This window comes from Brucella sp. TWI559 (genome assembly GCF_039674265.1).
GTDB lineage: Bacteria > Pseudomonadota > Alphaproteobacteria > Rhizobiales > Rhizobiaceae > Brucella > Brucella chromiisoli.
Window position 1 is genome coordinate 23520 of the sequence record NZ_JBDJNE010000008.1, and the last position, 25550, is coordinate 49069.

Consider the following 25550-nt stretch of genomic DNA (forward strand, 5'->3'; position numbering starts at 1 on the left):
TTAAAGAGCGGGTATATCGCCCCTCTCCCATCCGGCTGTCGTTTCAGCTGCAAAATCTTCAAAACGACCTTCCGCAATCGCTGCACGAATACCCTGCATAAGATACTGGTAATAGGCCAGATTGTTCCATGTGAGAAGCATTCCACCCAGCGCTTCACCCGATTTCACCAGATGATGCAGATAAGCGCGGCTGTAATCACGCGTTGCCGGGCAGTTTGATTCCGGATCAAGCGGACGATGATCGTCGGCATGGCGCGCATTGCGCAGGTTGACCTTGCCAAAGCGTGTGAACGCCAGACCATGACGCCCGGCGCGTGTCGGCATCACACAATCGAACATGTCGATCCCGCGGGCCACCGATTTGAGAATATCATCCGGCGTGCCGACGCCCATCAGATAGCGTGGCTTTTCCGTTGGCAGGATCGGGCAAACCACCTCGAGCATCTCAAGCATGACGTCCTGCGGTTCACCAACGGCCAGACCACCAACGGAATAGCCCTTGAGGTCCATCGCTTTCAGTGCTTCCGCCGAGCGCTCACGCAGGCGCGCATTGTCGCCGCCCTGCACGATGCCGAACATCGCCTTGCCAGCCTGTGTGCCAAATGCCACCTTGCAGCGTTCAGCCCAGCGCAGCGACAATTCCATCGCGCGCTCGGTATTCTTTTCAGGTGATGGCAGCGCCACACATTCATCGAGCTGCATCTGAATATCGCTATCAAGCAGCCCCTGAATTTCGATGGAGCGCTCCGGCGTCATTTCATAAGGTTTGCCATCGATATGCGAGCGGAAAGTCACACCATTTTCATCAAGCTTGCGCAGTTGCGCGAGCGACATGACCTGAAAACCGCCGGAATCGGTCAGAATTGGGCCTTTCCAGCCGCCAAATTCATGCAGACCACCAAGACGAGCCACACGTTCCGCACCCGGACGCAGCATCAGATGGTAGGTGTTGCCGAGGATAATATCCGCGCCCAAATCCTTCACCTGATCCATATACATGGCCTTAACGGTTCCGGCTGTGCCAACCGGCATGAAGGCAGGCGTACGCACCACGCCGCGCGGCATGGAGATTTCGCCCTGACGGGCTGCGCCATCACGCGCTAGCACTTTGAATTCAAAACTTTCGCTGGTCATGCCGTGTCTCTAATGAATTATGCTGGAAAAGGAAACCGTTTCATTGCCTTTCAAGAAGACTGGAGTCTCCATAGGAATAAAAGCGATAGCCTGTGTCGATTGCGCGCTTATAAGCTTCATGCATGGTTTCAAAACCGCTGAAGGCCGAAACAAGCATGAAGAGCGTCGAGCGCGGCAGATGAAAATTGGTCATCAGCAGATCGACTGCCCGGAACTTGTAGCCCGGTGTGATGAAAATATCCGTCGGCCCGGCCCATGGGCGAATGATGCCATCTTCACCGGCAGCACTCTCAATAAGACGCAGCGATGTTGTACCAACACAGATCACCCGGCCACCGCGGGCATGAACGGCATTGAGCGCATCGGCAGTCTCATGCGAAACATAACCGATCTCGGAATGCATCTTGTGGTCCGTCGTATCGTCGGCTTTGACCGGCAGAAATGTGCCCGCCCCGACATGCAGCGTCACGAAATGCTCTTCGATGCCACGCTCGCGGATTTTTTTGAGCAGCTCTGGTGTGAAATGCAGCCCGGCAGTCGGTGCGGCGACAGCGCCTTCTTCGCGCGCGTAAACAGTCTGATAATCGCTGCGGTCGCGCTCGTCTTCAGAGCGCTTGGATGCGATATAGGGCGGCAAAGGAATATGGCCAACGGAAGCAATGGCTTCATCGAGCATGGCACCCGAAAGGTCAAACACCAGCAGCACCTCCCCCGCATCTCCCTTTTCGGCAACGGTCGCGTCGAGAGTTCCAAGGGAACAGCTTGAACCGGAATGACCGAAACGGATGCGATCGCCTTCTTTCACGCGCTTGGCCGGGCGCAGAAATGCTTTCCAGCGATCCGGGCCGGTACGCATGTGAAGCGTCGCACTCACCTGCGAAATATTGCCATCGCGCTCACGCATCCCTTCAAGCTGTGCGGGAATGACTTTTGTATCGTTGAAAACCAGTGCATCACCCGGCTGCAACAGATCAGGCAATTCAAATACCTGTCGATCTTCGAATGGCTGGCCGGGACGCACACGCAACAGCTTGGCGTGATCGCGCGGCTCGGCTGGACGCAGAGCAATACTCTCTTCCGGTAAATCGAAATCGAAAAGATCAACACGCATCATAAACCTCGGCAAAGCAAGAGCGGCCCCGGCAAAACCGGAGCCGCTATATTTCTATAGAAATGACAGAATTAGATGTCGGAAGCGATGCGTGCTGTGACGATCACGTCTGGATCAGTAACAGGTTCGCCACGCTTGATCTTGTCAACATTGTCCATGCCTTCGATAACCTGACCCCATACGGAGTACTGACGGTCAAGCCATGGAGCATCGGTAAAGCAGATAAAGAACTGCGAGTTAGCCGAATTCGGGTTCTGCGAACGAGCCATCGAAGCTGTACCGCGCTTGTGCTGGGTGTTCGAAAATTCAGCCTTGAGGTCAGGCTTATCCGAACCGCCCATGCCAGCGCGTGCGCCGTTGAAATGCGCACCACCCGTCTTGCCGAACTTCACGTCGCCGGTCTGCGCCATAAAGCCGTCGATTACACGGTGGAATACAACGCCGTCATATGCGCCTTCGCGTGCCAGTTCCTTGATGCGTTCGACATGGCCGGGAGCCAGATCAGGGAAGAGTTCGAGAACGACATTGCCCTTGGTGGTTTCAAGAACGAGCGTGTTTTCCGGGTCTTTATAAGCCATCGGGCCTCTCCTATTGAGCGTATCCCCCCAAATTTGATTGGTTTTTGGGACAGGGATACGCGTTGAATTTAAAACTTATTTCTTTTCGATTGTGGCTTTGATGATTTTGTCAGGGTTTTCAACCGAGCCATTGTCGGATTCACTTCCCTTTTTGATCTTATCAACCACATCCATGCCACTGACAACCTTGCCAACCACAGTGTACTGGCCGTTCAGGAAGGCGCCGTCATTGAACATAATGAAGAATTGCGAGTTGGCCGAATTTGGATCCTGGCTGCGTGCCATGCCAACCGTGCCACGCACAAAAGGCTCCTTGGAGAATTCGGCTGGAATGTTTGGCAATTCAGAGCCACCAGTACCCACACGCGATGCATTGAAACCCTTGTCGACATTACCAAACTTCACATCGCCGGTCTGAGCCATGAAGCCCGGAATCACGCGGTGGAAAGCAACGCCATCATAAGCGCCTTCCTTTACCAGCTTCTCAATCTGAGCAACGTGTTTTGGTGCAAGCTTTGGTTCAAGCTCAATTGCAACATTACCATCTTTAAGCTGCAAATTAAGCGTCTCCGCTGCCAAGGCAGCCCCGTGAGATAACGCAACAATGCTGGCTGCGGCGAACGCCGAACGAATAAATGACATAACCGAGAAACTCCCTGAATCAGGATTTGAATTTTGCTTCCAGTGCTTTAGCGACAGCAACCGGAACGAAGGGCTTTATGTCGCCTCCCATTGAGGCAATCTGGCGAACCAATGTGGCAGTAATTGTGCGCACAGCAGGATCGGCTGGCAGAAAGACAGTCTGCAATTCCGGTGCCATTGTCCCATTCATGCCTGCCATCTGCATTTCATAATCAAGATCGGTGCCATCGCGCAGGCCGCGCACCATAAGCTTTGCGCCATGCTTGCGTGCCGCATCAATCACCAGTGCATCGAATGAAATTACCGACACACGCTTTGCATCAGCGCCAAGCAATTCGCTGGAGCTTGCGTTGATAAGCGCAACACGCTCCTCAAAGCTGAAAAGCGGTTTTTTACCCGGATGTACGCCGATAGCAACAATAACCTGATCGGCAAGACGGAGCGCGCCTTTCAGGACATCCATATGGCCATTGGTGATCGGGTCGAATGAACCCGCATAAATCGCGATCGTCATTTCTACCAGCTAGCCTTTTCTCATCAGATTTTCAACAACAACCACAATTGGAAAGAAATCAGAAACCAAGAAAACAAATTGAATGAGCAATGAAGCACGATTTCACGACAAGTTCACAACCGATTTACCATCATGAGCGCACCTTTGCTGCAACCTTTTTGCTTCTCAAGCGTATCTATAATGAAAGGATACCGCGATGATGATATTTCTTCTGGCATTATCCATGATGGTAGCAATGGCTGCATCGGCGATTGTTTTGCTTCTGGAAGAGAATGAAGCAAAGCGCCAACGCATACGTCCCGCCGCTTTTAATCTAAACGCCGTGCGTAAATTGAGTTCGCGTTAAATAAAGTTTCAAAGATCGTCAGTGCCCTCCAGTCCTGACATCTCAAAAAGGCCGATGGCTTCCGCCACCGGCCTTTTCATTTGGATCACAGAGCGCGCTGACACTTGCGTATCAGCGCATTTTTTTACTCTTCGCCACCGGCTGCAGGTGCATCACCTTCAACCGCGATTTCATCAATCTCGGCAGCGCCATTCTCTTCATCGCTTTCCGTTTCCGAAATGCGCTCAACCGAGACGACCTTTTCGCCGTCAGCCGTATTGAAGATCGTGACACCCTTGGTCGAACGTCCAGCGATACGAATGCCGCCGACCGGCACACGGATCAGCTGACCGCCGTCTGAAACCAGCAAGATCTGATCGCTGGCCTCGACCGGGAACAGAGCAACCAGCTTGCCGATTTCATCGGTTTTCGACGTATCGGTTGCGCGAATACCCTTACCACCACGGCCGGAAACGCGGAACTCATAAGACGAAGACCGCTTACCATAACCATACTCACTAACGGTAAGAACGGTCTGCTCACGCGCCTTCAGTTCCTGATAGCGTTCGTCGTTAAGCTCGGTTTCATTTTCGACGTCTTCACCGACAACAACAATATCATCGGCATCGTCCGCACCCTGCGCACGGCGTTCCGCAATCGAACGCTTGAGGTAAGCTGCACGTTCGGCAGCATCCGCATCAACGTGATGCAGAATAGCCATCGAGATGACCTTATCGCCTTCTGCCAGATTGATACCGCGCACGCCAATCGAGTTACGACCAGCAAAGACGCGCACATCAGTGACAGGGAAGCGAATGCACTGGCCACCAGCACAGGTCAGAAGAACGTCATCGAATTCCGTACAGGTATCAACCGAGAGGATTTCATCGCCCTCTTCTTCGAGCTTCATCGCGATCTTACCGTTACGGTTAACCTGAACGAAGTCGCTGAGCTTGTTACGGCGAACCGTACCACGCGTGGTCGAGAACATGACGTCGAGGTTTGCCCAGGATTCCTCATCCTCCGGCAGCGGCATGATCGTGGTGATGCGCTCGCCCTGCTGCAACGGCAACATGTTGATGAGCGCCTTGCCACGCGACTGCGGATTGCCGACCGGCAGACGCCAGACTTTTTCCTTGTAGACGATACCGCGCGAGGAGAAGAACAGAACCGGCGTATGCGTATTGGCGACGAACAGACGGGTTACGAAATCCTCGTCCTTGGTGGCCATACCGGAGCGGCCCTTGCCGCCACGGCGCTGTGCACGATAAGTGGCCAGCGGCACACGCTTGATATAACCGGCGTGGCTGACAGTCACGACCATATCTTCGCGAGCGATCAGGTCTTCATCGTCCATTTCGGCGCCACCAAGACCAAACTCGGTACGGCGCGGCGTGGCAAACTCGTCGCGAACAGCAATCATCTCTTCCTTGACGATTGTCATAACGCGAATGCGCGAGCTGAGAATATCCAGATAATCGCGAATTTCTTCGCCAATCTTGTTCAGCTCATCCGCCACTTCTTCGCGACCGAGCGCTGTCAGGCGCTGCAGGCGAAGATCAAGAATAGCACGCGCCTGCTCTTCCGAGAGGTTATAGGTGTTATCCTCATTGATCCTGTGACGCGGATCATCGATCAAACGAATCAGCGGCGCCACATCAGCAGCAGGCCAACGACGCTCCATCAACTGCTCACGCGCGGTTGCCGGATCAGGCGCACGACGAATGAGAGCAATGATTTCGTCAATATTGGCAACTGCGATTGCCAGACCAACCAACACATGCGCGCGATCACGCGCTTTGTTGAGCAGGAACTTGGTGCGGCGCGTTACCACTTCTTCGCGGAACGCCACGAAAGCGCGCAGCATATCGAGAAGATTAAGCTGTTCAGGCTTGCCGCCATTCAGCGCAACCATGTTGCAGCCGAAAGAGGTTTGCAGCGGCGTGTAGCGGTAAAGCTGGTTGAGCACGACATCCGCAACAGCATCACGCTTGAGCTCGACCACAACGCGATAGCCATCGCGGTCCGATTCATCGCGCAGATCAGAAATGCCCTCGATACGCTTGTCGCGTACCAGTTCGGCCATTTTCTCGATCATCGATGCTTTGTTCACCTGATAGGGAACTTCAGTGATGATGATCGCTTCACGATCACCACGCATCGGTTCAATCGCCACGCGACCACGCATGATGACCGAGCCACGACCCGTCGTATAGGCAGAATTGATGCCAGCACGTCCAAGGATAATACCACCGGTCGGAAAATCCGGGCCGGGAATAATTTCCATGATTTCTTCCAGCTCAATGGCTGGATTTTCAATCAGCGCAACGCAGCCATCGATGACTTCGCCCAGATTATGCGGCGGAATGTTGGTTGCCATACCAACCGCAATGCCGCCCGAACCATTGACAAGCAGGTTCGGAAAGCGGGCTGGCAGAACCATTGGTTCCCGCTCACGGCCATCATAGTTGTCCTGAAAATCAACCGTATCCTTGTCGATATCCGACAGAAGGGATTCAGTGACCTTCTCCAGACGGCATTCGGTATAACGCATCGCCGCTGGCGGATCGCCATCGATGGAACCGAAGTTGCCCTGGCCGTCCACGAGTGGATCGCGCAAGGAGAAGTCCTGCGCCATACGCACCAAGGCGTCATAAATAGAAGCGTCACCATGCGGATGGTACTTACCCATCACTTCACCGATCACACCTGCCGACTTTCGGTAGGGGCGATTGTAAGCGAGGTTCATCTCGTTCATGGCATGGAGAATACGACGATGCACTGGCTTCAAGCCATCGCGCACGTCAGGCAGGGCACGGCTCACGATAACGCTCATTGCGTAATCGAGATAGGAGCGCTGCATCTCCTCAATAATGGAAATCGGTTCGATACCTGTAGGGCCGCTCGGGCCGCCATTCATATCTTCGGAACCGGGTGGAGGCGTTAGATCTGACACTATTCAGATATCTTTCTCAACAGAATCGATAAAGTCACTTTATAGAGCAAAATGGTGCAAAACGCCAATTTCGAGGCCAATTCGAGCAGCTAATTTCGCCCATCTTATCAAGCACTTGAAAGATATTCACATAAACATCGCGTAATGATGTTGCCTGAGCGTGTGCTTTACATCGACCGCGCGGCTTTGATCAGCTACACTCTGCTTCACAAATCAGGCAAAAAATATCAAAAAAAGAGGCGCGTTTAGCATGGGGTTCTACGATACGGTTTTCAGCGCCTTCGTCACCCTGCTTGTCACAATTGATCCGCCCGGTCTGGCTCCTTTGTTTCTTGCATTGACGCCCGGCATGGATCGCAACCATCGCGGACAGGTTGCGCTGCGCGCATCCATCATCGGCTTTGGGGTAATGGCGCTGTTTGCAATTGCTGGCGCGCAGATACTCGGCATGTTCGGCATCAGCATCGGCGCTTTTCGCGTCGCAGGCGGTCTGCTTCTGTTCTGGATCGCCTTCGAAATGATTTTCGAAAAGCGAACCGAGCGCAAGGAAAAGAGCGCCGAAGTTGCCATCACCAAGGACCATATCCGCAATATCGCAGCCTTCCCGCTTGCCATACCACTGATAGCCGGTCCGGGTGCAATTTCCGCCATTGTTCTGACGTCCGATTCGTTCACTGGACCGGCAGAACACGCCGTTCTGCTACTGGTCATATTTACCTGCCTGCTCATTACATATCTGGTGCTGTTGCTTGCAGAACGCGTTGACCGCTTCCTCGGAGAAACGGGCCGCTCAATCCTGACGCGCCTGCTAGGCGTCATATTGGCAGCCCTTGCCGTGCAATTCGTTGCAGATGGCGTCAGGTCGCTGATCACAGGATAAGCACATATCCCTCGCCGACACTTAGTTTTCCCTTTAGGCTGCCGATCTGAATTCAATCAGAACCGGAACCGCTCTAAGTGTGCGAGGAAGGCTTCGATGGATGTCGCCACTGCTCCAGAATTATCGATCATCACAACGTCGTCAGCCTGATGATCGAAGCGCACTTCACGCGCCAAACGCTTTTCGATCTGTTCCCGTGTTTCTCGCCCACGTGCTGCCAGTCGCTCAGCCAATACGGACGGTTGTGCAGTTATCAGCACGATGGAACGTGATTGATACTGTCTGCGAATATCCGTCAGAACCCGACGCGAAACATTGGCGATAACAACCGTGCCTTCCGCAAGTTTGGTATCCAGCGAACGCGGCAGACCATAGCTCAAACCATGCGCCTGCCATTGAAGCGCATAAGCACCCTCGTCTGCCGCTTTGCGAAAAGCTTCCTCGTCCAGACTATCGTGATCTTCAGTGCCCGGCATTTGTGGTCGGGTGATAACGCGCCGCACAAAATGAAACCGCGGATCATCTTTCAGTATCTCACGCGCCGCATCCATAATCGTATCTTTACCGGCACCACTGGGACCGACAACAGCAACAAAACACCCGTTAAGAGTATGATCCGCCCGCATCACAACACACGCGCCCAACAGAAAATCACATCGGAAAAAATAATGCCCAGCGAATGGGGATGCAGCAGATCAGCTCTTCCGCCAAAAGCCATTTCACTTCGTTCATCCAGTCCGATCGCAAAAGTCATCTGTCTACGGCGCATTTTATGGAAATAATCAACGAGACGATAACAGATAATAATAAGCTAAAACAGCAGCTTATATTATTCTTTTTATCAATCAATCCAACTAAAAAAGCGGGCGCTTGTGACGCCCGCTTTTTTATCAGAATGGAATTTCATCATCAAGGTCGCGCGCGAAACCGCCGCCGCTGCCACCACCCTGATTGGATGGGCCGGACGATCCAAAATCGCTTCCGCCGCCGGAATAATCCGACATCTGGTTGCGATTACCACCGCCGCCGCCGAACGACCGCCCCTCGCCACCACCTTCGCCGCGGCTATCAAGCATCTGAAGTTCGCCCCGGAATTTCTGCAACACGATTTCAGTCGAGTAACGATCATTACCGTTCTGATCCTGCCACTTACGCGTCTGCAGCGCGCCCTCGATATAAACCTTGGACCCCTTCTTCAAATACTGCTCTGCCACCTTGGCAAGATTTTCATTGAAGATGACAACACTATGCCACTCGGTACGTTCCTTGCGCTCACCGGACTGACGGTCGCGCCAGCTTTCCGACGTCGCAATACGCAGATTGGCGATCTGATCGCCTGAATTAAGGCGGCGGATTTCTGGATCAGCACCAAGATTGCCGATCAGAATGACTTTGTTGACGCTACCAGCCATTGAAAACTTACTCCGGATCTCTCGCATCCACCCATCCAGCGCGCTTCTCAGCCCTGCCAAACGGCGTCTACTTTTAAAGAATGTCAAATACCAAAAGGTATTGGCCTAAAATTCAACTATCACCTTACAGCAGCCACTTCCACCGCGCTCATGCTCGCACGGCGAATTCCGGCAATGTCCACAGAAGTTTATGTTCTTGTTTTGTTCAATTTACAAGCTTGAAATGGATTTTAATGCGGATTTTATACATGGAGAGATAAAGCATGTTGCGGAAAATTAAGGCCCAACGTCGCGGGGAAATTCGTTCACCGGCCTGATTTCCATTCCCCCTACGATCCGAGAACGGCATGTGTAAAACAAGAAGAAAAAGCAAGCGTATTGGATACGATTAAACGCGACACGCTATAGAAACCGGAAAATCTTCGCAGAGTTAAGCCCTGCCGCTCACTGTTTCTTAGGCGCGCAGGGCTTGGGGTTGAGCTAAGCTCTTATATCGACAGTAATTCGCCGATAAATTTATTCGGAAATCTGAGCAACGATGCCAGATTGCCGCGCATTTTTTAAATTTTCTGCAACTACCTGTCTCAATCAAAAATGCATCATTCCTTGCAAATGAAGCAGTTAAGACTGCAAGTAATTGTGCTCTCATCATGATGAAAGCTATGCAACGTCGTCAGGTGGACTCATGCTCCTATCTCCCTGTTACGTTTACTCAGCCAGTCAGACCTCTTGTCGACATCGTTTCAATTCTGCGATGTCCCTCCATCCGGCGAGCAAATATAGTTTGCTCCTGTCAGGAGTAACAGTCAACGCTCTTGCGTTCACATTTCGTATCGCCTATCAGATGACTGGTTGTTCGATCTTTGTTCCGGCGTTAGAACCCAGAAAGCGACTGAACAGCCCCTTTCCTTTGAAAGGGTTCATCCCCATATTGTGGAGCGGCGCACCATAAATTTTTCGGCGCCAGCCACTCTACGACATGACGAAACAGGCAGGACGCGGAATGAGCGATCAGAAATTCATTTCCATACGTGGCGCGCGTGAACACAATCTGAAAAATGTCGATCTTGATCTGCCACGCGACAAGCTGATCGTGATGACCGGCCTTTCAGGCTCCGGCAAATCATCGCTCGCTTTCGATACGATCTACGCGGAAGGCCAGCGTCGCTATGTCGAAAGCCTTTCGGCCTATGCGCGCCAGTTCCTTGAAATGATGCAGAAGCCGGATGTTGATCAGATCGACGGTCTATCCCCGGCCATTTCCATCGAACAGAAGACAACGAGCCGCAATCCGCGTTCAACTGTCGGCACCGTCACCGAAATCTACGATTACATGCGCCTGCTCTTCGCGCGCGTGGGCGTGCCTTATTCGCCTGCGACCGGCCTGCCGATTGAAAGCCAGACTGTCAGCCAGATGGTTGATCGGGTTCTGGCGTTGGAAGAAGGCACCCGTCTTTATATCCTGGCGCCCATCGTTCGTGGGCGTAAAGGCGAATACAAAAAGGAATTGGCCGAGCTTCAGAAGAAGGGTTTTCAGCGCGTGAAGGTCGATGGCACCTTTTACGAAATTGCTGACGTTCCAGCCCTAGACAAGAAATACAAGCACGATATTGATGTGGTTGTGGACCGCGTTGTGGTGCGCCCTGATCTCGGAACCCGCCTCGCCGACAGCCTTGAAACCTGCCTCAAACTGGCAGAAGGTTTGGCAATCGCAGAATTCGCCGACAAACCATTGCTGGCCGAGGATACATCTGCCGGTGGTAGCGCCAACAAATCGGCAAATGAAACGCATGAACGCGTTATGTTTTCGGAAAAATTTGCCTGTCCGGTGTCCGGTTTCACCATTCCCGAAATCGAACCGCGCCTGTTCTCATTCAACAATCCCTTTGGTGCATGCCCGACCTGTGACGGTCTTGGCACGCAACAGGCGATTGACCCGAACCTGATCATTCCCGATCATTCCGCCTCTCTGAAAGATGGAGCCGTTGCGCCATGGGCCCGTTCGTCTTCACCTTATTACAATCAGACGCTGGAAGCGCTCGGTAAAGCCTATGGCTTCAAGCTGAGTGCCAAATGGTCCGATCTTTCCGATGAAGCGCAGACTGCCATTCTCTATGGCACCAAGGGCAAGGAAATCACCTTCCAGTATGATGATGGCCTGCGCGCCTATCAGACCACCAAGGCTTTTGAGGGTGTGATCCCCAATCTCGAACGCCGCTGGAAAGAAACCGACTCGGCATGGTCGCGTGAGGAAATCGAGCGCTTCATGTCTTCAACGCCCTGCCCGGCTTGTAAAGGCTTTCGCCTGAAGCCGGAAGCGCTGGCCGTCAAAGTTGGCATGAAACACATTGGTGAAATCACCGGCATGTCGATCCGCAATGCCGATGCATGGTTTCGTGATATTGATGGCAGCTTCAATGACAAGCAGCGCGAAATTGCAGCCCGTATTTTGAAGGAAATCCGCGAGCGTCTGGAATTCCTCAATGATGTCGGCCTCGACTATCTGACGCTTGCGCGCAACTCCGGCACACTTTCGGGCGGTGAAAGTCAACGTATTCGCCTTGCCTCTCAGATCGGCTCCGGTCTGACCGGCGTGCTTTACGTGCTTGATGAACCATCCATCGGCCTTCATCAGCGCGACAATGCCCGTCTTCTCGACACGCTTCGTCACTTACGCGATCTCGGCAATACCGTGATCGTTGTCGAGCATGATGAAGATGCGATCCTGACAGCCGATTATGTGGTCGATATTGGCCCGGCGGCTGGTGTTCATGGTGGCAAGATCATCGCGCAGGGCACGCCGAAAGACGTCATGTCCAACCCGAACTCGCTAACCGGCAAATATTTGTCGGGTGCGATGGAGGTGGCAGTTCCGGCTGAGCGCCGCAAACTGACCAAGAACAAGCGCATCCGGGTTGTCGGCGCACGCGGCAACAATCTGAAAAATGTTTCGGCGGATATTCCACTTGGTACATTCACCGCTGTAACCGGGGTGTCTGGCGGCGGTAAATCCACCTTCCTGATCGAAACGCTGTTCAAGGCTGCCTCGCGTCGCATCATGGGTTCGCGCGAACATCCGGCGGAACATGACCGTATAGAAGGCCTCGAATTCCTCGATAAAGTCATCGACATTGATCAGTCACCGATTGGCCGCACGCCACGCTCCAATCCGGCAACCTATACCGGCGCTTTCACACCGATCCGTGACTGGTTCGCAGGTCTGCCGGAGGCCAAGGCCCGCGGCTATCAGCCGGGGCGCTTTTCGTTCAACGTGAAGGGTGGGCGCTGCGAGGCCTGTCAGGGCGATGGCGTCATCAAGATCGAGATGCACTTCCTGCCGGATGTCTATGTCACTTGTGATGTCTGTCACGGCAAGCGTTACAACCGCGAAACGCTGGAAGTGCAATTCAAAGGCAAGTCGATTGCCGATGTCCTTGATATGACGGTTGAAGAAGGAGCTGAGTTCTTCACAGCCGTTCCTGCTGTGCGCGACAAGCTTGAGACGCTCGTTAAAGTGGGACTTGGTTATGTAAAAGTAGGCCAGCAGGCCACAACCCTTTCTGGCGGTGAAGCGCAGCGCGTGAAACTCGCCAAGGAACTTTCACGCAAAGCCACCGGGCGAACGCTCTATATTCTGGATGAACCGACAACCGGCCTGCACTTCCATGATGTGGCAAAACTTCTCGAAGTGCTGCATGAACTGGTTGAACAGGGCAATACAGTTGTGGTCATTGAGCACAATCTCGAAGTCATCAAGACTGCCGACTGGGTTATCGATCTTGGTCCGGAAGGCGGCGATGGCGGCGGTGAGATTGTCGCTGTTGGGCGCCCCGAAGACATCGTGAAGGAAAAGCGCTCTTACACAGGCCAATTCCTCAAGGAACTGCTGGAGCGCCGTCCGGGGCGCAAAGCAGAAGCTGCTGAATGAATGAAAAAGGCGGGTTTTTAAACCCGCCTTTTTCAGGCACTCTATTCAACAAATCCCACAATCGGCCCATATCCGCCATGCCATGAGATGTCATTTCTCCCCATGGCAGGATTATAAATTCCAGCACCGCCGCCGCCGTCGAGGAACAGCGCATTCGGACATTTCAGCCCGTCACGAAACAGCGATGCGAAATCATAGAAATTCACCGCATCTTCGCTAATTGCGAAGCGAATGGTCGCATCATCACAAACACCAACACCGCTTCTGCGGGTCCGGTCCGTCGAGTCTTTGATCAAAATCGGGTTGAGCTTGTTCTCAATGACCAGCATCGGTCCGGATTGCGTCGCAAAGCGCGCCTGCGGTCGGCGCTTTAGAAATCGCTCGGTTGAAACAATACCGGCGCTGTCTTTATCAAAATAGAAAATGCCATTGGGCTTTTTATAGAAGTTTGGAACCGGGCCAGACGCACGCTGAGGCGCTTTTGTATCGGCAGCAACCAGTTCCTGCCCATCCTCGACATAAAGCCCCATCGGCGTGAAATCGGTCTGATACATTCCCGCATTAAACGCGAATGACAGCGTCTTGCCTTGTGCAGCCCCAGCATCTGCAATTTTCGAGAAATTGCGATACGGCTCACCCTCTGCGCCCTTCCAAAACAGACGCAGGTTTTCTTTCGCCTTCACCGTACAGATAATGAATTTTGTATCCTGAAAGACCTGCTCATCACAGGTGTCCGCCTGTGCCGGTTGCATACCGAAAAGCAGCCCCGCGAAACCGAGGGTCGGAAGTGCCACACTCATTTTATAAAATCGCATCGCAAAACCTCCCCTTATAAAGCAAAAAAGCCCGGTTAAACCGGGCCTTCTCGTATAACTGAGCGCGATCATGCCGCGTCAGTTTACTGGATTAGCCGTTAACGGCATCCTTCAGGCCCTTACCAGCCGAGAACTTCGGCACGTTGCGGGCAGGAATAGCAACTTCCATACCAGTCGAAGGGTTGCGGCCAGTCGACGCTGCGCGATGCGATACGGAGAAAACGCCGAAGCCAGGCAGACGTACTTCTTCGCCAGCCTTGAGTGCACCGGTTACAGCTGCGAGAACTGCGTCAACGGCAGTTCCTGCGTCGGCCTTAGTCAAACCGCCCTTTTCCGCTACTGCGGCGACCAATTCGTTCTTGTTCATAGGCATTTCCTTTCTTTATCTACCGGAACGAATAACGCGACCGGATTGCGTGCAGTTTATTCAAATCGGTTGACAAACCAAGCCTGTCAACACGAAAAAACCCCGGAAACCCGGGGTTAAACACAGAAATGCCGGGCTTTTAGCCCGGCATTGTTAGCTTATTAGGCACAGACAATGATTAATGTGCTGTCGAAACACCTGCTTCGTCGTCCACCGGAGCGGATGCGACAGGCGTTTCTGGCTCTGTCCATTCGATCGGCTGCGGCTCCCGAACCAGTGCATGTTTCAGCACTTCGCCGACTCGCGACACTGGAACGATCTCAAGATTATTCTTCACATTGTCCGGAATATCCGCCAGATCCTTGGCGTTTTCTTCCGGGATCAGAACCTTCTTGATGCCGCCACGCAATGCAGCAAGCAGCTTTTCCTTCAACCCACCAATAGGCAGCACACGGCCACGCAGCGTCACTTCGCCAGTCATTGCAATGTCCTTGCGAACCGGAATACCGGTCAGAACAGAGACGATTGCCGTAACCATAGCGATACCAGCCGATGGACCATCCTTAGGCGTTGCGCCTTCCGGCACGTGCACGTGGATGTCACGCTTATCGAACAGCGGAGGCTCAATGCCGAAATCAACTGCGCGCGAGCGAACATACGATGCCGCCGCCGAAATCGATTCCTTCATCACATCACGGAGGTTACCCGTAACGGTCATGCGACCCTTACCGGGCATCATGACGCCTTCGATGGTCAGCAATTCGCCGCCCACTTCAGTCCATGCAAGACCTGTGACAACGCCAACCTGATCTTCGCCTTCGGCCTGACCATAACGGAAACGCTCGACACCGAGATAATCGGAGAGATTCTTGTCGGTGATCTTCACCGACTTCTTCTTCGATTTGAGAATCTCAGTCACGGCCTTACGCGCTAAAGTCATCATTTCACGTTCAAGGCTACGAACACCGGCTTCACGCGTGTAAAGACGGATAACGTTGCGCAGCGCATCGTCTGTGACCGAAAACTCCTTCGGCTGCAGCGCATGATCCTTGATGGCCTTTGGCAGCAGGTGCCGCTTGGCAATCTCGAGCTTTTCATCTTCGGTGTAACCGGCAATACGGATGACTTCCATACGGTCCAGAAGCGGACCCGGAATGTTCAGCGTATTGGCAGTCGTCACGAACATGACGTTCGACAGATCATATTCAACCTCAAGGTAGTGATCCATGAAGGTTGAGTTCTGTTCCGGGTCCAGCACCTCAAGCATTGCCGAAGATGGATCACCACGGAAATCCTGGCCCATCTTGTCGATTTCATCGAGCAGGAAGAGCGGGTTGGACTTCTTCGCCTTCTTCATCGACTGGATGACCTTGCCGGGCATCGAACCGATGTAAGTGCGACGGTGACCACGGATTTCAGCCTCGTCACGCACGCCACCAAGCGACATACGGACATATTCACGACCGGTTGCCTTCGCAATCGAGCGGGCAAGCGAGGTCTTACCGACGCCGGGAGGTCCAACGAGGCAAAGGATCGGGCCTTTGATTTTGGTCGAGCGAGCCTGCACGGCCAGATATTCGACAATGCGCTCCTTGACCTTGTCGAGACCGAAATGCTCGTCATCAAGCACTTCCTCAGCAAAGTTCAGGTCCTGCTTAACCTTCGACTTCTTGCCCCAAGGAATAGACAGCAGCCAGTCGAGATAATTGCGAACAACGGTCGCTTCCGCTGACATCGGACTCATGCTGCGCAGCTTCTTCAGCTCAGCCTGTGCCTTTTCGCGTGCTTCCTTGGAAAGCTTGGTCTTGTTGATGCGCTCTTCGAGTTCAGCCGCCTCATCGCGACCGTCCTCGCCATCACCAAGCTCCTTCTGGATCGCCTTCATCTGCTCGTTGAGGTAATATTCGCGCTGGGTCTTTTCCATCTGGCGCTTGACGCGGCCACGGATGCGCTTTTCAACCTGAAGAACAGAAATTTCAGATTCCATGAAAGCAAGCGCCTTCTCAAGACGCTCACGCACCGAGAGAATCGACAGCATTTCCTGCTTTTCAGGAATCTTGATTGCGAGATGCGAAGCAACCGTATCAGCGAGCTTGGAATAGTCGTCGATCTGGCTTGCAGCGCCAACCACTTCCGGCGAAATCTTCTTGTTCAGCTTCACGTAGTTTTCGAAATCGGAAACCACTGAACGGGCCAGAGCCTCAACCTCAACAGCGTCTTCTTCCGGCTCAGGCAGAGCAGTTGCGTAAGCTTCGTGATAATCCTCACGATCGGTAAACTTGGAAACCTTGGCGCGCGCGGTGCCTTCGACGAGAACCTTAACGGTACCGTCTGGCAGCTTGAGAAGCTGCAGCACATTGGCGATCGTGCCGATCTCATAAATTGCATCCGGTGCCGGATCGTCGTCCGCCGCATTCTTCTGCGTTGCAAGCAAAATCTGCTTATCAACGCCCATCACCTCTTCAAGTGCCTTGATCGACTTTTCGCGTCCAACAAACAGCGGAACGATCATATGCGGGAAAACTACGATATCGCGCAACGGCAGGACGGCATACAGCCCGTCTTCACCATCCGCTCCAGAACCACCCAAAGGAGTCTTCTGTTCAATACCCGTCATTGTAAGTCCTTTCTCAGGTCATTCGACCCGATTGCCACTGGTTATGGCCCCTTTCATAATGAGGCAGTCCATGACCAGTGCTTCGGTCCATAATTGGAGTGTCGAACTCCCAAATTCAAGCTGATTCCAGGGCAGCTTTCATAGAATCGTCATTTATCCTGCGCTGTCACGGAGATTTGTACAATAACAAGCTTTTCCAGTATTCAGCATTTGCCAGGAGATAAACAAAAAAAGGCCGGCAAATCGTCAAGCCGACGCATTGCCCTTTTCTTCCTGACGCTCAGCGTAGATATAAAGCGGACGAGCGCTTCCATCCACAACATCACCGGAAATGACCACTTCCTGCACGCCTTCCAGCGTTGGAAGCTCAAACATGGTGTCGAGCAGGATCTTTTCCATGATCGAGCGCAGACCACGTGCACCGGTCTTGCGTTCAACAGCCTTATTGGCAATTGCGCGCAAAGCATCGTCGTGGAAGCTCAGTTCAACATTTTCCATGTCGAACAGCCGCTGATACTGCTTCACGAGCGCATTCTTCGGCTCGGTCAGGATCTGTACCAGTGCATCAACATCCAGATCTTCCAGTGTCGCGATTACCGGCAAACGACCAACGAATTCCGGAATAAGACCGAACTTCAGCAGATCTTCCGGTTCCAGCTCTTTAAACACATCACCAATGCGGCGGTCGTCAACCGACTTCACAGTTGCGCTAAAGCCAATCGAAGTCTTCTCACCGCGCGCCGAGATGATTTTGTCGAGACCGGCAAAAGCACCGCCACAGATGAACAAAATATTCGTCGTGTCCACCTGCAGGAATTCCTGCTGTGGATGCTTGCGACCACCCTGCGGTGGAACAGAAGCAACAGTGCCTTCCATGATCTTCAAAAGCGCTTGCTGAACACCTTCGCCCGATACATCACGGGTGATCGAAGGATTATCAGACTTGCGGCTGATTTTGTCGACTTCATCGATATAAACAATGCCGCGCTGCGCGCGTTCAACATTATAATCGGCCGACTGAAGCAGCTTCAGGATAATGTTTTCAACATCCTCACCGACATAACCGGCTTCTGTAAGCGTCGTTGCATCCGCCATGGTAAACGGTACATCAATGATGCGCGCGAGTGTCTGGGCAAGGTAGGTCTTGCCGCAACCCGTTGGGCCGACCAACAGAATGTTCGACTTCGCAAGCTCGATGTCGTTGCTCTTGCTCTGATGTGCAAGACGCTTGTAGTGATTGTGTACCGCAACCGAGAGAACACGCTTGGCGTCTTTCTGGCCGATGACGTAATCGTCAAGAACGTCCTTGATTTCCTGTGGCGTAGGCACGCCTTCACGCGACTTCACCATTGAGGTTTTATTTTCCTCGCGGATGATGTCCATGCAAAGTTCGACGCACTCGTCACAAATAAATACGGTCGGGCCTGCAATCAGCTTACGAACTTCATGCTGGCTTTTGCCACAGAAAGAGCAATAAAGCGTATTCTTTGAATCGCCGCCGCTGTTGCTGACTTTGCTCATTGCAGTTTCCTTTCAATAAACCGAAACGAACAACAACCTCATCGCGTGTTCATTTCGATCGTTTTTTCCGGTTCGGATCCATGAGGGTAAGCAAAACGCCGCTCCCTTCAGGCTCCATCAGCAGCTTTTACGCACTGCTTGTCATTTTGGATCCCAGTCACCGCAGGCTTTCCGACCGAGTAAGCCTTTGATGGAGACTTTTGCAGAACCTCAGGCGGGGAACAAATGAAAAATCATGTTCCCCATAGAGATTCGGCACAATCTGATCAATTTTAGCGCCCTGAACCCCAACAGATGCTTAACACCATGCGTTATCCTTCACGTAGGACCACGAAATAAGCCCCTTTTGTGGCAAAGCGCGCTAAAATACGAAGAGGCAGACTATCTGCCTCCCCAAATTACTTGGTTTCTTCGGCGCTCACTTCGCGCGATTCGATCACTTTATCGATCAAACCAAATTCCAGAGCTTCCTGCGCTGTCATAAAGTGATCACGGTCAAGCGTGCGTTCGATCGTCTCATAATCACGACCAGTATGCTTGACGTAAGTTTCGTTGAGGCGACGCTTCATCTTGATGATGTCCTGCGCATGGCGCTCAATATCAGATGCCTGCCCCTGGAAACCACCCGATGGCTGATGAACCATGATACGGGCATTTGGCAGCGCATAACGCTGGCCGGTGGCACCAGCTGTCAGCAACAGCGAGCCCATAGAGGCTGCCTGCCCCATACAAAGCGTGGACACTGGCGGCTTGATGAACTGCATCGTGTCATAAATCGCCATGCCGGAGGTCACAACACCGCCGGGCGAATTGATGTACATGTTGATTTCTTTCTTCGGATTTTCCGATTCAAGAAACAGCAACTGCGCACAGATCAGCATCGACATTCCATCTTCGACGGGACCGTTGACGAAGATGATGCGTTCTTTCAACAAGCGCGAAAAGATATCATAGGCCCGCTCGCCACGGTTGGTCTGCTCGACAACCATCGGCACGAGGTTCATGACGGTTTCAATAGGATCTCTCATTATGGGCCTCTGGATAGTGTATGACGAATATGAATCGTATGGATGTTCCATACATAGGGCTTTGCAACCCTGTTCCGCAAGATGCCGATCAATCCCAGTCCGAATCCTGAGGGACAGGCTTAATGCCGCGTTTCTCATCCAGCATTTTTCGTGCTGTTTCTGTAAGGCGGGCCTGAATATGAACAGAGCCATCTTCCAGATCTTCGCGCTTTACATCGCTGCCATGCTGGTAAATCCAGTCAAGAATGCGAAGCTCGGATGGAGAAAGCACAACATCGACAGTTCCAAGCGCCCCTGCAATGCGGGTCTCAATCAGGGAAAGCAACCTGTCAACGCCTTCCCCCGTCCACGCTGAAAGCGGGATCGGACGCCCCTCCTCGCTGCCGGCGGCAGCCAAGCGAAGTGCTGCCTCACGACCCGCTTCATCCAGATTATCGATCTTGTTCCAGATCTGGATCACGCGCTTATGATCATGCGGCTCGACGTCGAGCCCAGCGAGAATACTTTCAACATCCTCAGCCTGTGCTGCATTGTCGGGATCGGAAATGTCACGCACATGCAGGATCAGATCAGCCTCGACAACCTCTTCAAGCGTTGCCCGGAATGCGGCAACGAGATGGTGCGGAAGATTTGAAATAAAACCGACTGTATCGGACAGGATAACCGTCTCACCGTGCGGCAAACGAATACGACGCAACGTCGGGTCGAGCGTAGCAAACAGCATATCTTCGGCCAGCACGTCAGCGCCGGTCATACGGTTGAACAGCGTTGATTTGCCCGCATTGGTATAGCCAACGAGCGCCACCACCGGATGCGGAACCTTGCGACGCTTCTGCCGATGCAGCGTCCGTGTACGCACAACCGTCTCAAGCTCGCGCTTGATCTTCAGAATCTTATCCTGAAGCATACGCCTGTCGGCTTCGATCTGCGTTTCACCCGGACCGCCAAGGAAGCCGCCACCACCGCGCTGACGCTCAAGGTGGGTCCAGCTTCTGACCAGACGGCCCTTCTGATAGTTCAGATGCGCAAGCTCGACTTGCAACGCACCTTCCTTGGTGCGTGCTCTCTCACCGAAGATTTCAAGGATAAGGCCGGTCCGGTCGATAACCTTGACGTTCCACTCTTTTTCAAGATTGCGCTGCTGCACCGGCGTCAAAGCATGATCGACAATAACAAGTCCGATCGACTTCTCTTCAATGATTTCGGCGATTGCCTCAACCTTACCCGTCCCCAGAAGGGTCGCAGGACGCGGTTGATTGACGATCACACTCTCGGCATGGGCTATTTCGAGATTAATCGCACGTGCAAGACCGACGGCTTCCTCCAGCCGTGCTTCATTGGAGCGCTGAAACTGTGGTCGCTCACCTTCGTCACTTGCCGTGCTTGTTGTGTGTCGTTCGGGTAATATGGGAACGATAACCGCTGCTCTGGTCGGCTCTGGTTCAGACAAACCAAATCCCTTATTTTCATCGGCAGGCGAAACGTTCTTATCCTTGAATTTCGACAAATATACTTACTCCGGGATACGGAAAATACCTATCCATACAGATAGGTATCCGTATTAGCGGTTTCAAATAGAAGACGCCCCGGCATAATATTGGTCAGCATAAAACTGACCAATATTGAACTGATATGCGTCAGGCTTCTTCGCCTTCGAACATCTGCACAGGCTGGCTTGGCATGATGGTCGAGATTGCATGCTTATAGACAAGCTGCGAGTGTCCATCGCGGCGCAGCAATACGCAGAAATTGTCAAAAGACGTCACGATACCCGTGAGTTTCACGCCATTGATAAGGAAGATGGTCAGTGAAATTTTCTGCTTGCGTACAGAATTGAGAAAAAGGTCTTGAAGATTTTGCGATCGTTCAGCCATTGTTTTTATTCCTTTAATCGATCAGCAGTCAGTTCGCTAAATGCCAGACGAACATGCGCGCAAATATAAATCAAGCTCCCGGATCGCGCTAAACCAGTCACTAATCGCAATTGCTGTGGAAAGACAACTGCTTCGCTCTTAAGCTTCGGTTAACAGGATGGGAATCTTTGCGCAACCGCCAAATTTAAAACCTGATATGCAAATCCTTGCAGGTATGAATAAGCAGCCCCTATTTCGGATGATCTGAAAGCGGACCACCAAGCAATGGCTTCACGCGATCAATCGCCCACATATAGAAGCTTCCCGGTTGCATTGAGACAACTTCTTTATGCTTCTTGTGAATGTGAAATCCAATGAAATCAGGGTGTTTTGTGGGTTCCAGCCCATAAGCCGGATCGTAAATCCGCGTCGCTTCCTTGCCCACCCAATAATAGAAATTCTCCTGCGGAGCGGCGTTTCTGAAGATGCCGTATTTGCGTGCTAGCCGTGATATGCCGTCATTTCCGAAAATCGTAATCCCGATGGCGGCAGGCGTTACGTCCTTACCAATGAGACGATAGTATAATGGCCGCAACTTCCCACGCCGCAATCCAAGCCAGCGCGGTAATGGATAGCTTGCCGCCACATAGGCTTCGAATTCACGGATAATCGGATGATCATGCGGCAGGTAAAGCGCAGAAACTCCAACGCGGAAACGATTCTCGCGAGCGAGATAGGGTTTCGATGGATCAGGATGAAACTGCTTGAGCAGATACACATCCGTATCGAGCCACACACCCTGCTTATGCTTCATCAGCATGATGCGAAAAATATCGCTGAACTGAACGATAGTCGTTCGGCTTCGTAAACTCGGATAGCCCGGATCAAGTCGCTTAAACACCACCTCAGGTAGAATTTTGCTGGCATCATGCAGCTCGACGCCTACGGGTACATTCTCAATCGGCGCATATGAAAACAGTTTCACACGCTGGCCAGTCATCACCATTGATGCGAGACAGATGCGGTCGACATCGCGCAGACGCGGCCCATACCAGAACGTACAAATATCCATCGAAAGAACTACCGCGAAATAAGTTTCATATCAGGGGTCAGAAGAATTCCAGACTAACGCGGAACATCTGCTCAACATGCTTGATCGCATCGGCAGTTGCAAAAATCACAACACGATCTTTCGGTTTGATCCGCACATCACCATTGGGCTGAATGACCTGTCCCCCCCGGTAAATCGCACCAATTCGCAAACCGTCCGGCAAATCAAGATCACGCAATGGCGCACCGACCAGCGAAGACGTCTCAAGTGCTTCTGCTTCGATAATTTCGGCCATATCACGATAGACACTATAAACCGCACGGATGCGCCCGCGTCGCACATGCTGCAATATCTTTGATACGGTCACCGCCTTGGGATTGATATAGGCATCTATCCCCACCATGTGGGTGAAGTCCTGATAGGCAACCGTGTTGATCAGCGCCATATTCGCCTTGCAACCGAGGCGCTTCGCCATAATGCTGGAAAGAATATTGACCTGATCCTGATTGGTCAGTGCCACGAACAGATCGGCATCCTCAATATCAGCTTCCTGCAAAAGCGCCTGATCGAGCGCGCTGCCATGCAAAACCATTGTACGGCTAAGCTGATCAGCAATCGTAAAGGCACGCTCATGCTCACTTTCGATCATCTTGATGCGTGTCTGCCATTTACGCTCTTCAATGGCCTTGGCAACATAAAGACCGATATTGCCGCCCCCGGCAATGACAATCCGATGTGCTTCCGGCTTTTCATGCCCAAACAAAGAGAGCGTTCTGCGCACCTGCTCGCGCGTTGTGACAACATAGGCCAGATCACCAGCGTGCAGCTGATCGGTCGAACGGGGAATGAACAGACTGCCATTGCGCACAACACCAACCACAGTCGCAGTCAGATCAGGAAACAGGTCTGATAACTGTTTGAGCGGCGTATTGATAACTGGACATTCTTCCAGGCACTCTATTGCAAGACCGATGATCTTATCATCCGCGAATCGCAGCACGTCAGTCGCGCCCTGCAAGGCAATACGCCGCAGAACCACTTCACCAACTTCAAGCTCCGGCGAGATAATCACATCGATCGGCAGGTTTTCGCGCAAAAACAGATCCTGATACTCAGCCTTGAGATAGGATTGCGCACGAATACGAGCGATCTTGGTTGGCACGTTGAAAACCGAATGCGCCACCTGACAAGCCACCATATTGACTTCGTCAGATAATGTTACAGCAATGATCATATCGGCTTCATTGGCACCGGCTGCGGCAAGAACATCCGGCTGTGAGCCATGGCCAACAAAGCCACGCACATCCAGCGTATCGCGCACAATCTCAACGTGGCGCGCAGACGTATCGATAACCGAGACGTCATTTTCTTCAGCAGCAAGACGTTCAGCAATACCATAGCCGACCTGCCCCGCTCCGCACACGATTACCCGCATGATAGCCCCGCCTGTTTACCGTTATACGCCAAGCGACTTGAGCTTGCGATGCAATGCCGAGCGCTCCATGCCAACAAATTCCGCCGTGCGTGAAATATTGCCGCCAAAGCGATTGATCTGCGCAATCAGATATTCCTTCTCGAAACGCTCACGCGCTTCTCGCAAGGGCAAAGCCATAATGTGCTGATCGGATTCTGTTGGCGCGCGTGGCAGCGTGTCACCAATTTCCGCAGGCAGAAGATCGGCTGTAATAGGCGCTTCCGGATCATCGCCACGCGCCAAAATCATCAGACGTTCAACATTGTTGCGTAACTGGCGAATATTACCCGGCCAGCTATGCGCCTGCAAAACAGCCATCGCATCAGAGCCGATCTTGCGCGGTTTGATGCCTGCCTGTTCCGCAATCTGCGTCATGAAATATTCGACCAGAGAAGGAATATCCTCTCGACGCGACGCGAGGGGCGGAACATGTACGGGCACCACAGAGAGACGATGAAACAGGTCTTCGCGGAATGTACCTTCAGCAATCATGCCTTCAAGGTTCTGTGCTGTGGAGGAAATGATACGAACATCAACCTTCACGCGCTTGGTTCCGCCAACACGCTCAAACTGTTGATCGACAAGAACGCGCAGAATTTTATTCTGCGTTTCGCGCGGCATATCGGCAATCTCATCAAGATAAAGGATGCCACCATGCGCTTCTTCCAGTGCACCAACCTTACGCTCACCACCATCCATTTCGGTGCCGAAAAGCTCAATTTCCATACGTTCCGGCGTAATGGTTGCAGCATTAACGGTCACAAACGGGCCATTGGCGCGACTCGATTGCGCATGAATAGCGCGCGCAGCCAGTTCTTTCCCTGCGCCCGAAGGGCCGGTAATCATGATGCGGCTATTGGTTGGCGCAACGCGCTCAATGGTCTGACGCAACTGGTTGATCGCAAGCGACGCGCCAATGAGCTCCATGCTGTTGCCGCTACGCTTACGCAGGCTGGAAACTTCGCGCTTCAGCTTCGATGTTTCGAGTGCACGTTCGGCAACCAAAATGAGACGGTCGGCCTTGAACGGCTTTTCGATAAAGTCATAAGCGCCGCGACGGATCGCCGACACAGCCGTTTCAATATTGCCGTGACCGGAAATCATCACAACAGGCAGATCAGGGTGTTGCTTCTTGATTTCATCAAGCAGGGCAAGCCCATCTAGGCGACTTCCCTGCAACCAGATATCCAGAAACACCAGTCGTGGCACGCGGTCATCAATAGCCGCAAGCGCACTATCAGCATCAAAGGCCGTACGTGTTTCGTGGCCTTCGTCGCTTAGAATACCGGCAACGAGTTCCCGAATATCCGCTTCGTCATCAACTACAAGAATATCGGCTGCCAT

At 52.6% G+C, this 25550-nt stretch carries 21 protein-coding genes; 3 read left to right on the forward strand and 18 right to left on the reverse strand.

Translation table 11 applies throughout. The features are described 5' to 3' along the window. From tgt to coaD, 5 genes are all read right to left on the reverse strand, one after another. Positions 1-1134 (reverse strand): tRNA guanosine(34) transglycosylase Tgt, encoded by a 1134-nt coding sequence (tgt, locus tag ABE530_RS11555; RefSeq protein WP_499694606.1) that lies wholly within the window; start codon positions 1132-1134, stop codon positions 1-3. Positions 1135-1174: 40 nt separating this feature from the next. Continuing rightward, positions 1175-2245 (reverse strand): tRNA preQ1(34) S-adenosylmethionine ribosyltransferase-isomerase QueA, encoded by a 1071-nt coding sequence (gene queA, locus ABE530_RS11560; RefSeq protein WP_499694711.1) that lies wholly within the window; start codon positions 2243-2245, stop codon positions 1175-1177. 71 nt (positions 2246-2316) lie between these two features. Next, positions 2317-2823: a peptidylprolyl isomerase gene (locus tag ABE530_RS11565; protein ID WP_265984659.1), complete on the reverse strand. Its 507-nt coding sequence runs from the start codon at positions 2821-2823 to the stop codon at positions 2317-2319. Positions 2824-2898: 75 nt separating this feature from the next. Beyond that, complete coding sequence (locus ABE530_RS11570; protein WP_499694607.1) at positions 2899-3465, reverse strand: peptidylprolyl isomerase; 567 nt, start codon at positions 3463-3465, stop codon at positions 2899-2901. Positions 3466-3484: 19 nt separating this feature from the next. Next, positions 3485-3979: a pantetheine-phosphate adenylyltransferase gene (gene coaD / locus ABE530_RS11575; RefSeq protein WP_265984657.1), complete on the reverse strand. Its 495-nt coding sequence runs from the start codon at positions 3977-3979 to the stop codon at positions 3485-3487. Positions 3980-4175: 196 nt separating this feature from the next. Here coaD and ABE530_RS11580 point away from each other — a divergent pair, with 196 nt between their 5' ends. Then, positions 4176-4325, forward strand: a complete 150-nt coding sequence (locus ABE530_RS11580) for a hypothetical protein (protein WP_265984656.1) — start codon at positions 4176-4178, stop codon at positions 4323-4325. Between the two features lie 124 nt (positions 4326-4449). Here ABE530_RS11580 and gyrA read toward each other — a convergent pair whose 3' ends face one another. Next, on the reverse strand, positions 4450-7224 hold the full coding sequence (gene gyrA / locus ABE530_RS11585) for a DNA gyrase subunit A (RefSeq protein ID WP_265984745.1): 2775 nt from the start codon (positions 7222-7224) through the stop codon (positions 4450-4452). A 286-nt stretch (positions 7225-7510) separates the two neighbouring features. On the opposite strand from gyrA, the gene ABE530_RS11590 reads away from it, so the two are divergent. After that, positions 7511-8140: a MarC family protein gene (locus ABE530_RS11590; RefSeq protein ID WP_265984655.1), complete on the forward strand. Its 630-nt coding sequence runs from the start codon at positions 7511-7513 to the stop codon at positions 8138-8140. 56 nt (positions 8141-8196) lie between these two features. On the opposite strand, the gene phnN is transcribed toward ABE530_RS11590, so the two are convergent. Together phnN and ssb are read right to left on the reverse strand one after the other, a co-directional pair. Beyond that, entirely contained in the window at positions 8197-8766 is a 570-nt protein-coding gene (gene phnN, locus ABE530_RS11595; protein ID WP_499694712.1) for a phosphonate metabolism protein/1,5-bisphosphokinase (PRPP-forming) PhnN, read from the reverse strand. Between the two features lie 264 nt (positions 8767-9030). Continuing rightward, on the reverse strand, positions 9031-9552 hold the full coding sequence (gene ssb, locus ABE530_RS11600; protein ID WP_499694608.1) for a single-stranded DNA-binding protein: 522 nt from the start codon (positions 9550-9552) through the stop codon (positions 9031-9033). A gap of 1003 nt (positions 9553-10555) precedes the next feature. On the opposite strand from ssb, the gene uvrA reads away from it, so the two are divergent. Further along, positions 10556-13480 carry an excinuclease ABC subunit UvrA gene (gene uvrA / locus ABE530_RS11605; protein WP_265984652.1) on the forward strand — a complete coding sequence of 975 codons (2925 nt, stop codon included), beginning with the start codon at positions 10556-10558 and terminating at the stop codon, positions 13478-13480. Positions 13481-13521: 41 nt separating this feature from the next. Here the strand turns inward: uvrA and ABE530_RS11610 are convergent, their stop codons facing one another. The 10 genes from ABE530_RS11610 to ntrX form a co-directional block, all read right to left on the reverse strand. Next, the gene (locus ABE530_RS11610; protein ID WP_499694609.1) at positions 13522-14295 is read right to left on the reverse strand and encodes a phosphodiester glycosidase family protein; all 774 of its coding nucleotides are present in this window, start codon (positions 14293-14295) and stop codon (positions 13522-13524) included. Between the two features lie 91 nt (positions 14296-14386). Beyond that, complete coding sequence (locus ABE530_RS11615) at positions 14387-14662, reverse strand: HU family DNA-binding protein (RefSeq protein ID WP_007875106.1); 276 nt, start codon at positions 14660-14662, stop codon at positions 14387-14389. Positions 14663-14840: 178 nt separating this feature from the next. Next, a complete protein-coding gene (lon, locus tag ABE530_RS11620) occupies positions 14841-17279 on the reverse strand; it encodes an endopeptidase La (protein ID WP_499694610.1) in 2439 nt (812 codons plus the stop codon). A gap of 246 nt (positions 17280-17525) precedes the next feature. After that, positions 17526-18800, reverse strand: coding sequence for an ATP-dependent Clp protease ATP-binding subunit ClpX (clpX, locus tag ABE530_RS11625; RefSeq protein WP_265984650.1), 1275 nt, complete (start codon positions 18798-18800; stop codon positions 17526-17528). A 398-nt stretch (positions 18801-19198) separates the two neighbouring features. Further along, the gene (gene clpP / locus ABE530_RS11630) at positions 19199-19828 is read right to left on the reverse strand and encodes an ATP-dependent Clp endopeptidase proteolytic subunit ClpP (RefSeq protein ID WP_265984649.1); all 630 of its coding nucleotides are present in this window, start codon (positions 19826-19828) and stop codon (positions 19199-19201) included. An 88-nt stretch (positions 19829-19916) separates the two neighbouring features. Then, the gene (hflX, locus tag ABE530_RS11635) at positions 19917-21335 is read right to left on the reverse strand and encodes a GTPase HflX (protein WP_499694611.1); all 1419 of its coding nucleotides are present in this window, start codon (positions 21333-21335) and stop codon (positions 19917-19919) included. 130 nt (positions 21336-21465) lie between these two features. Then, positions 21466-21702: an RNA chaperone Hfq gene (hfq, locus tag ABE530_RS11640; protein WP_002964239.1), complete on the reverse strand. Its 237-nt coding sequence runs from the start codon at positions 21700-21702 to the stop codon at positions 21466-21468. Positions 21703-21931: 229 nt separating this feature from the next. Then, positions 21932-22753: a glycosyltransferase family 32 protein gene (locus ABE530_RS11645; RefSeq protein ID WP_265984647.1), complete on the reverse strand. Its 822-nt coding sequence runs from the start codon at positions 22751-22753 to the stop codon at positions 21932-21934. Between the two features lie 37 nt (positions 22754-22790). Continuing rightward, positions 22791-24167, reverse strand: coding sequence for a Trk system potassium transporter TrkA (gene trkA, locus ABE530_RS11650; RefSeq protein WP_499694612.1), 1377 nt, complete (start codon positions 24165-24167; stop codon positions 22791-22793). 21 nt (positions 24168-24188) lie between these two features. Further along, positions 24189-25550, reverse strand: a complete 1362-nt coding sequence (gene ntrX / locus ABE530_RS11655) for a nitrogen assimilation response regulator NtrX (RefSeq protein ID WP_265984645.1) — start codon at positions 25548-25550, stop codon at positions 24189-24191.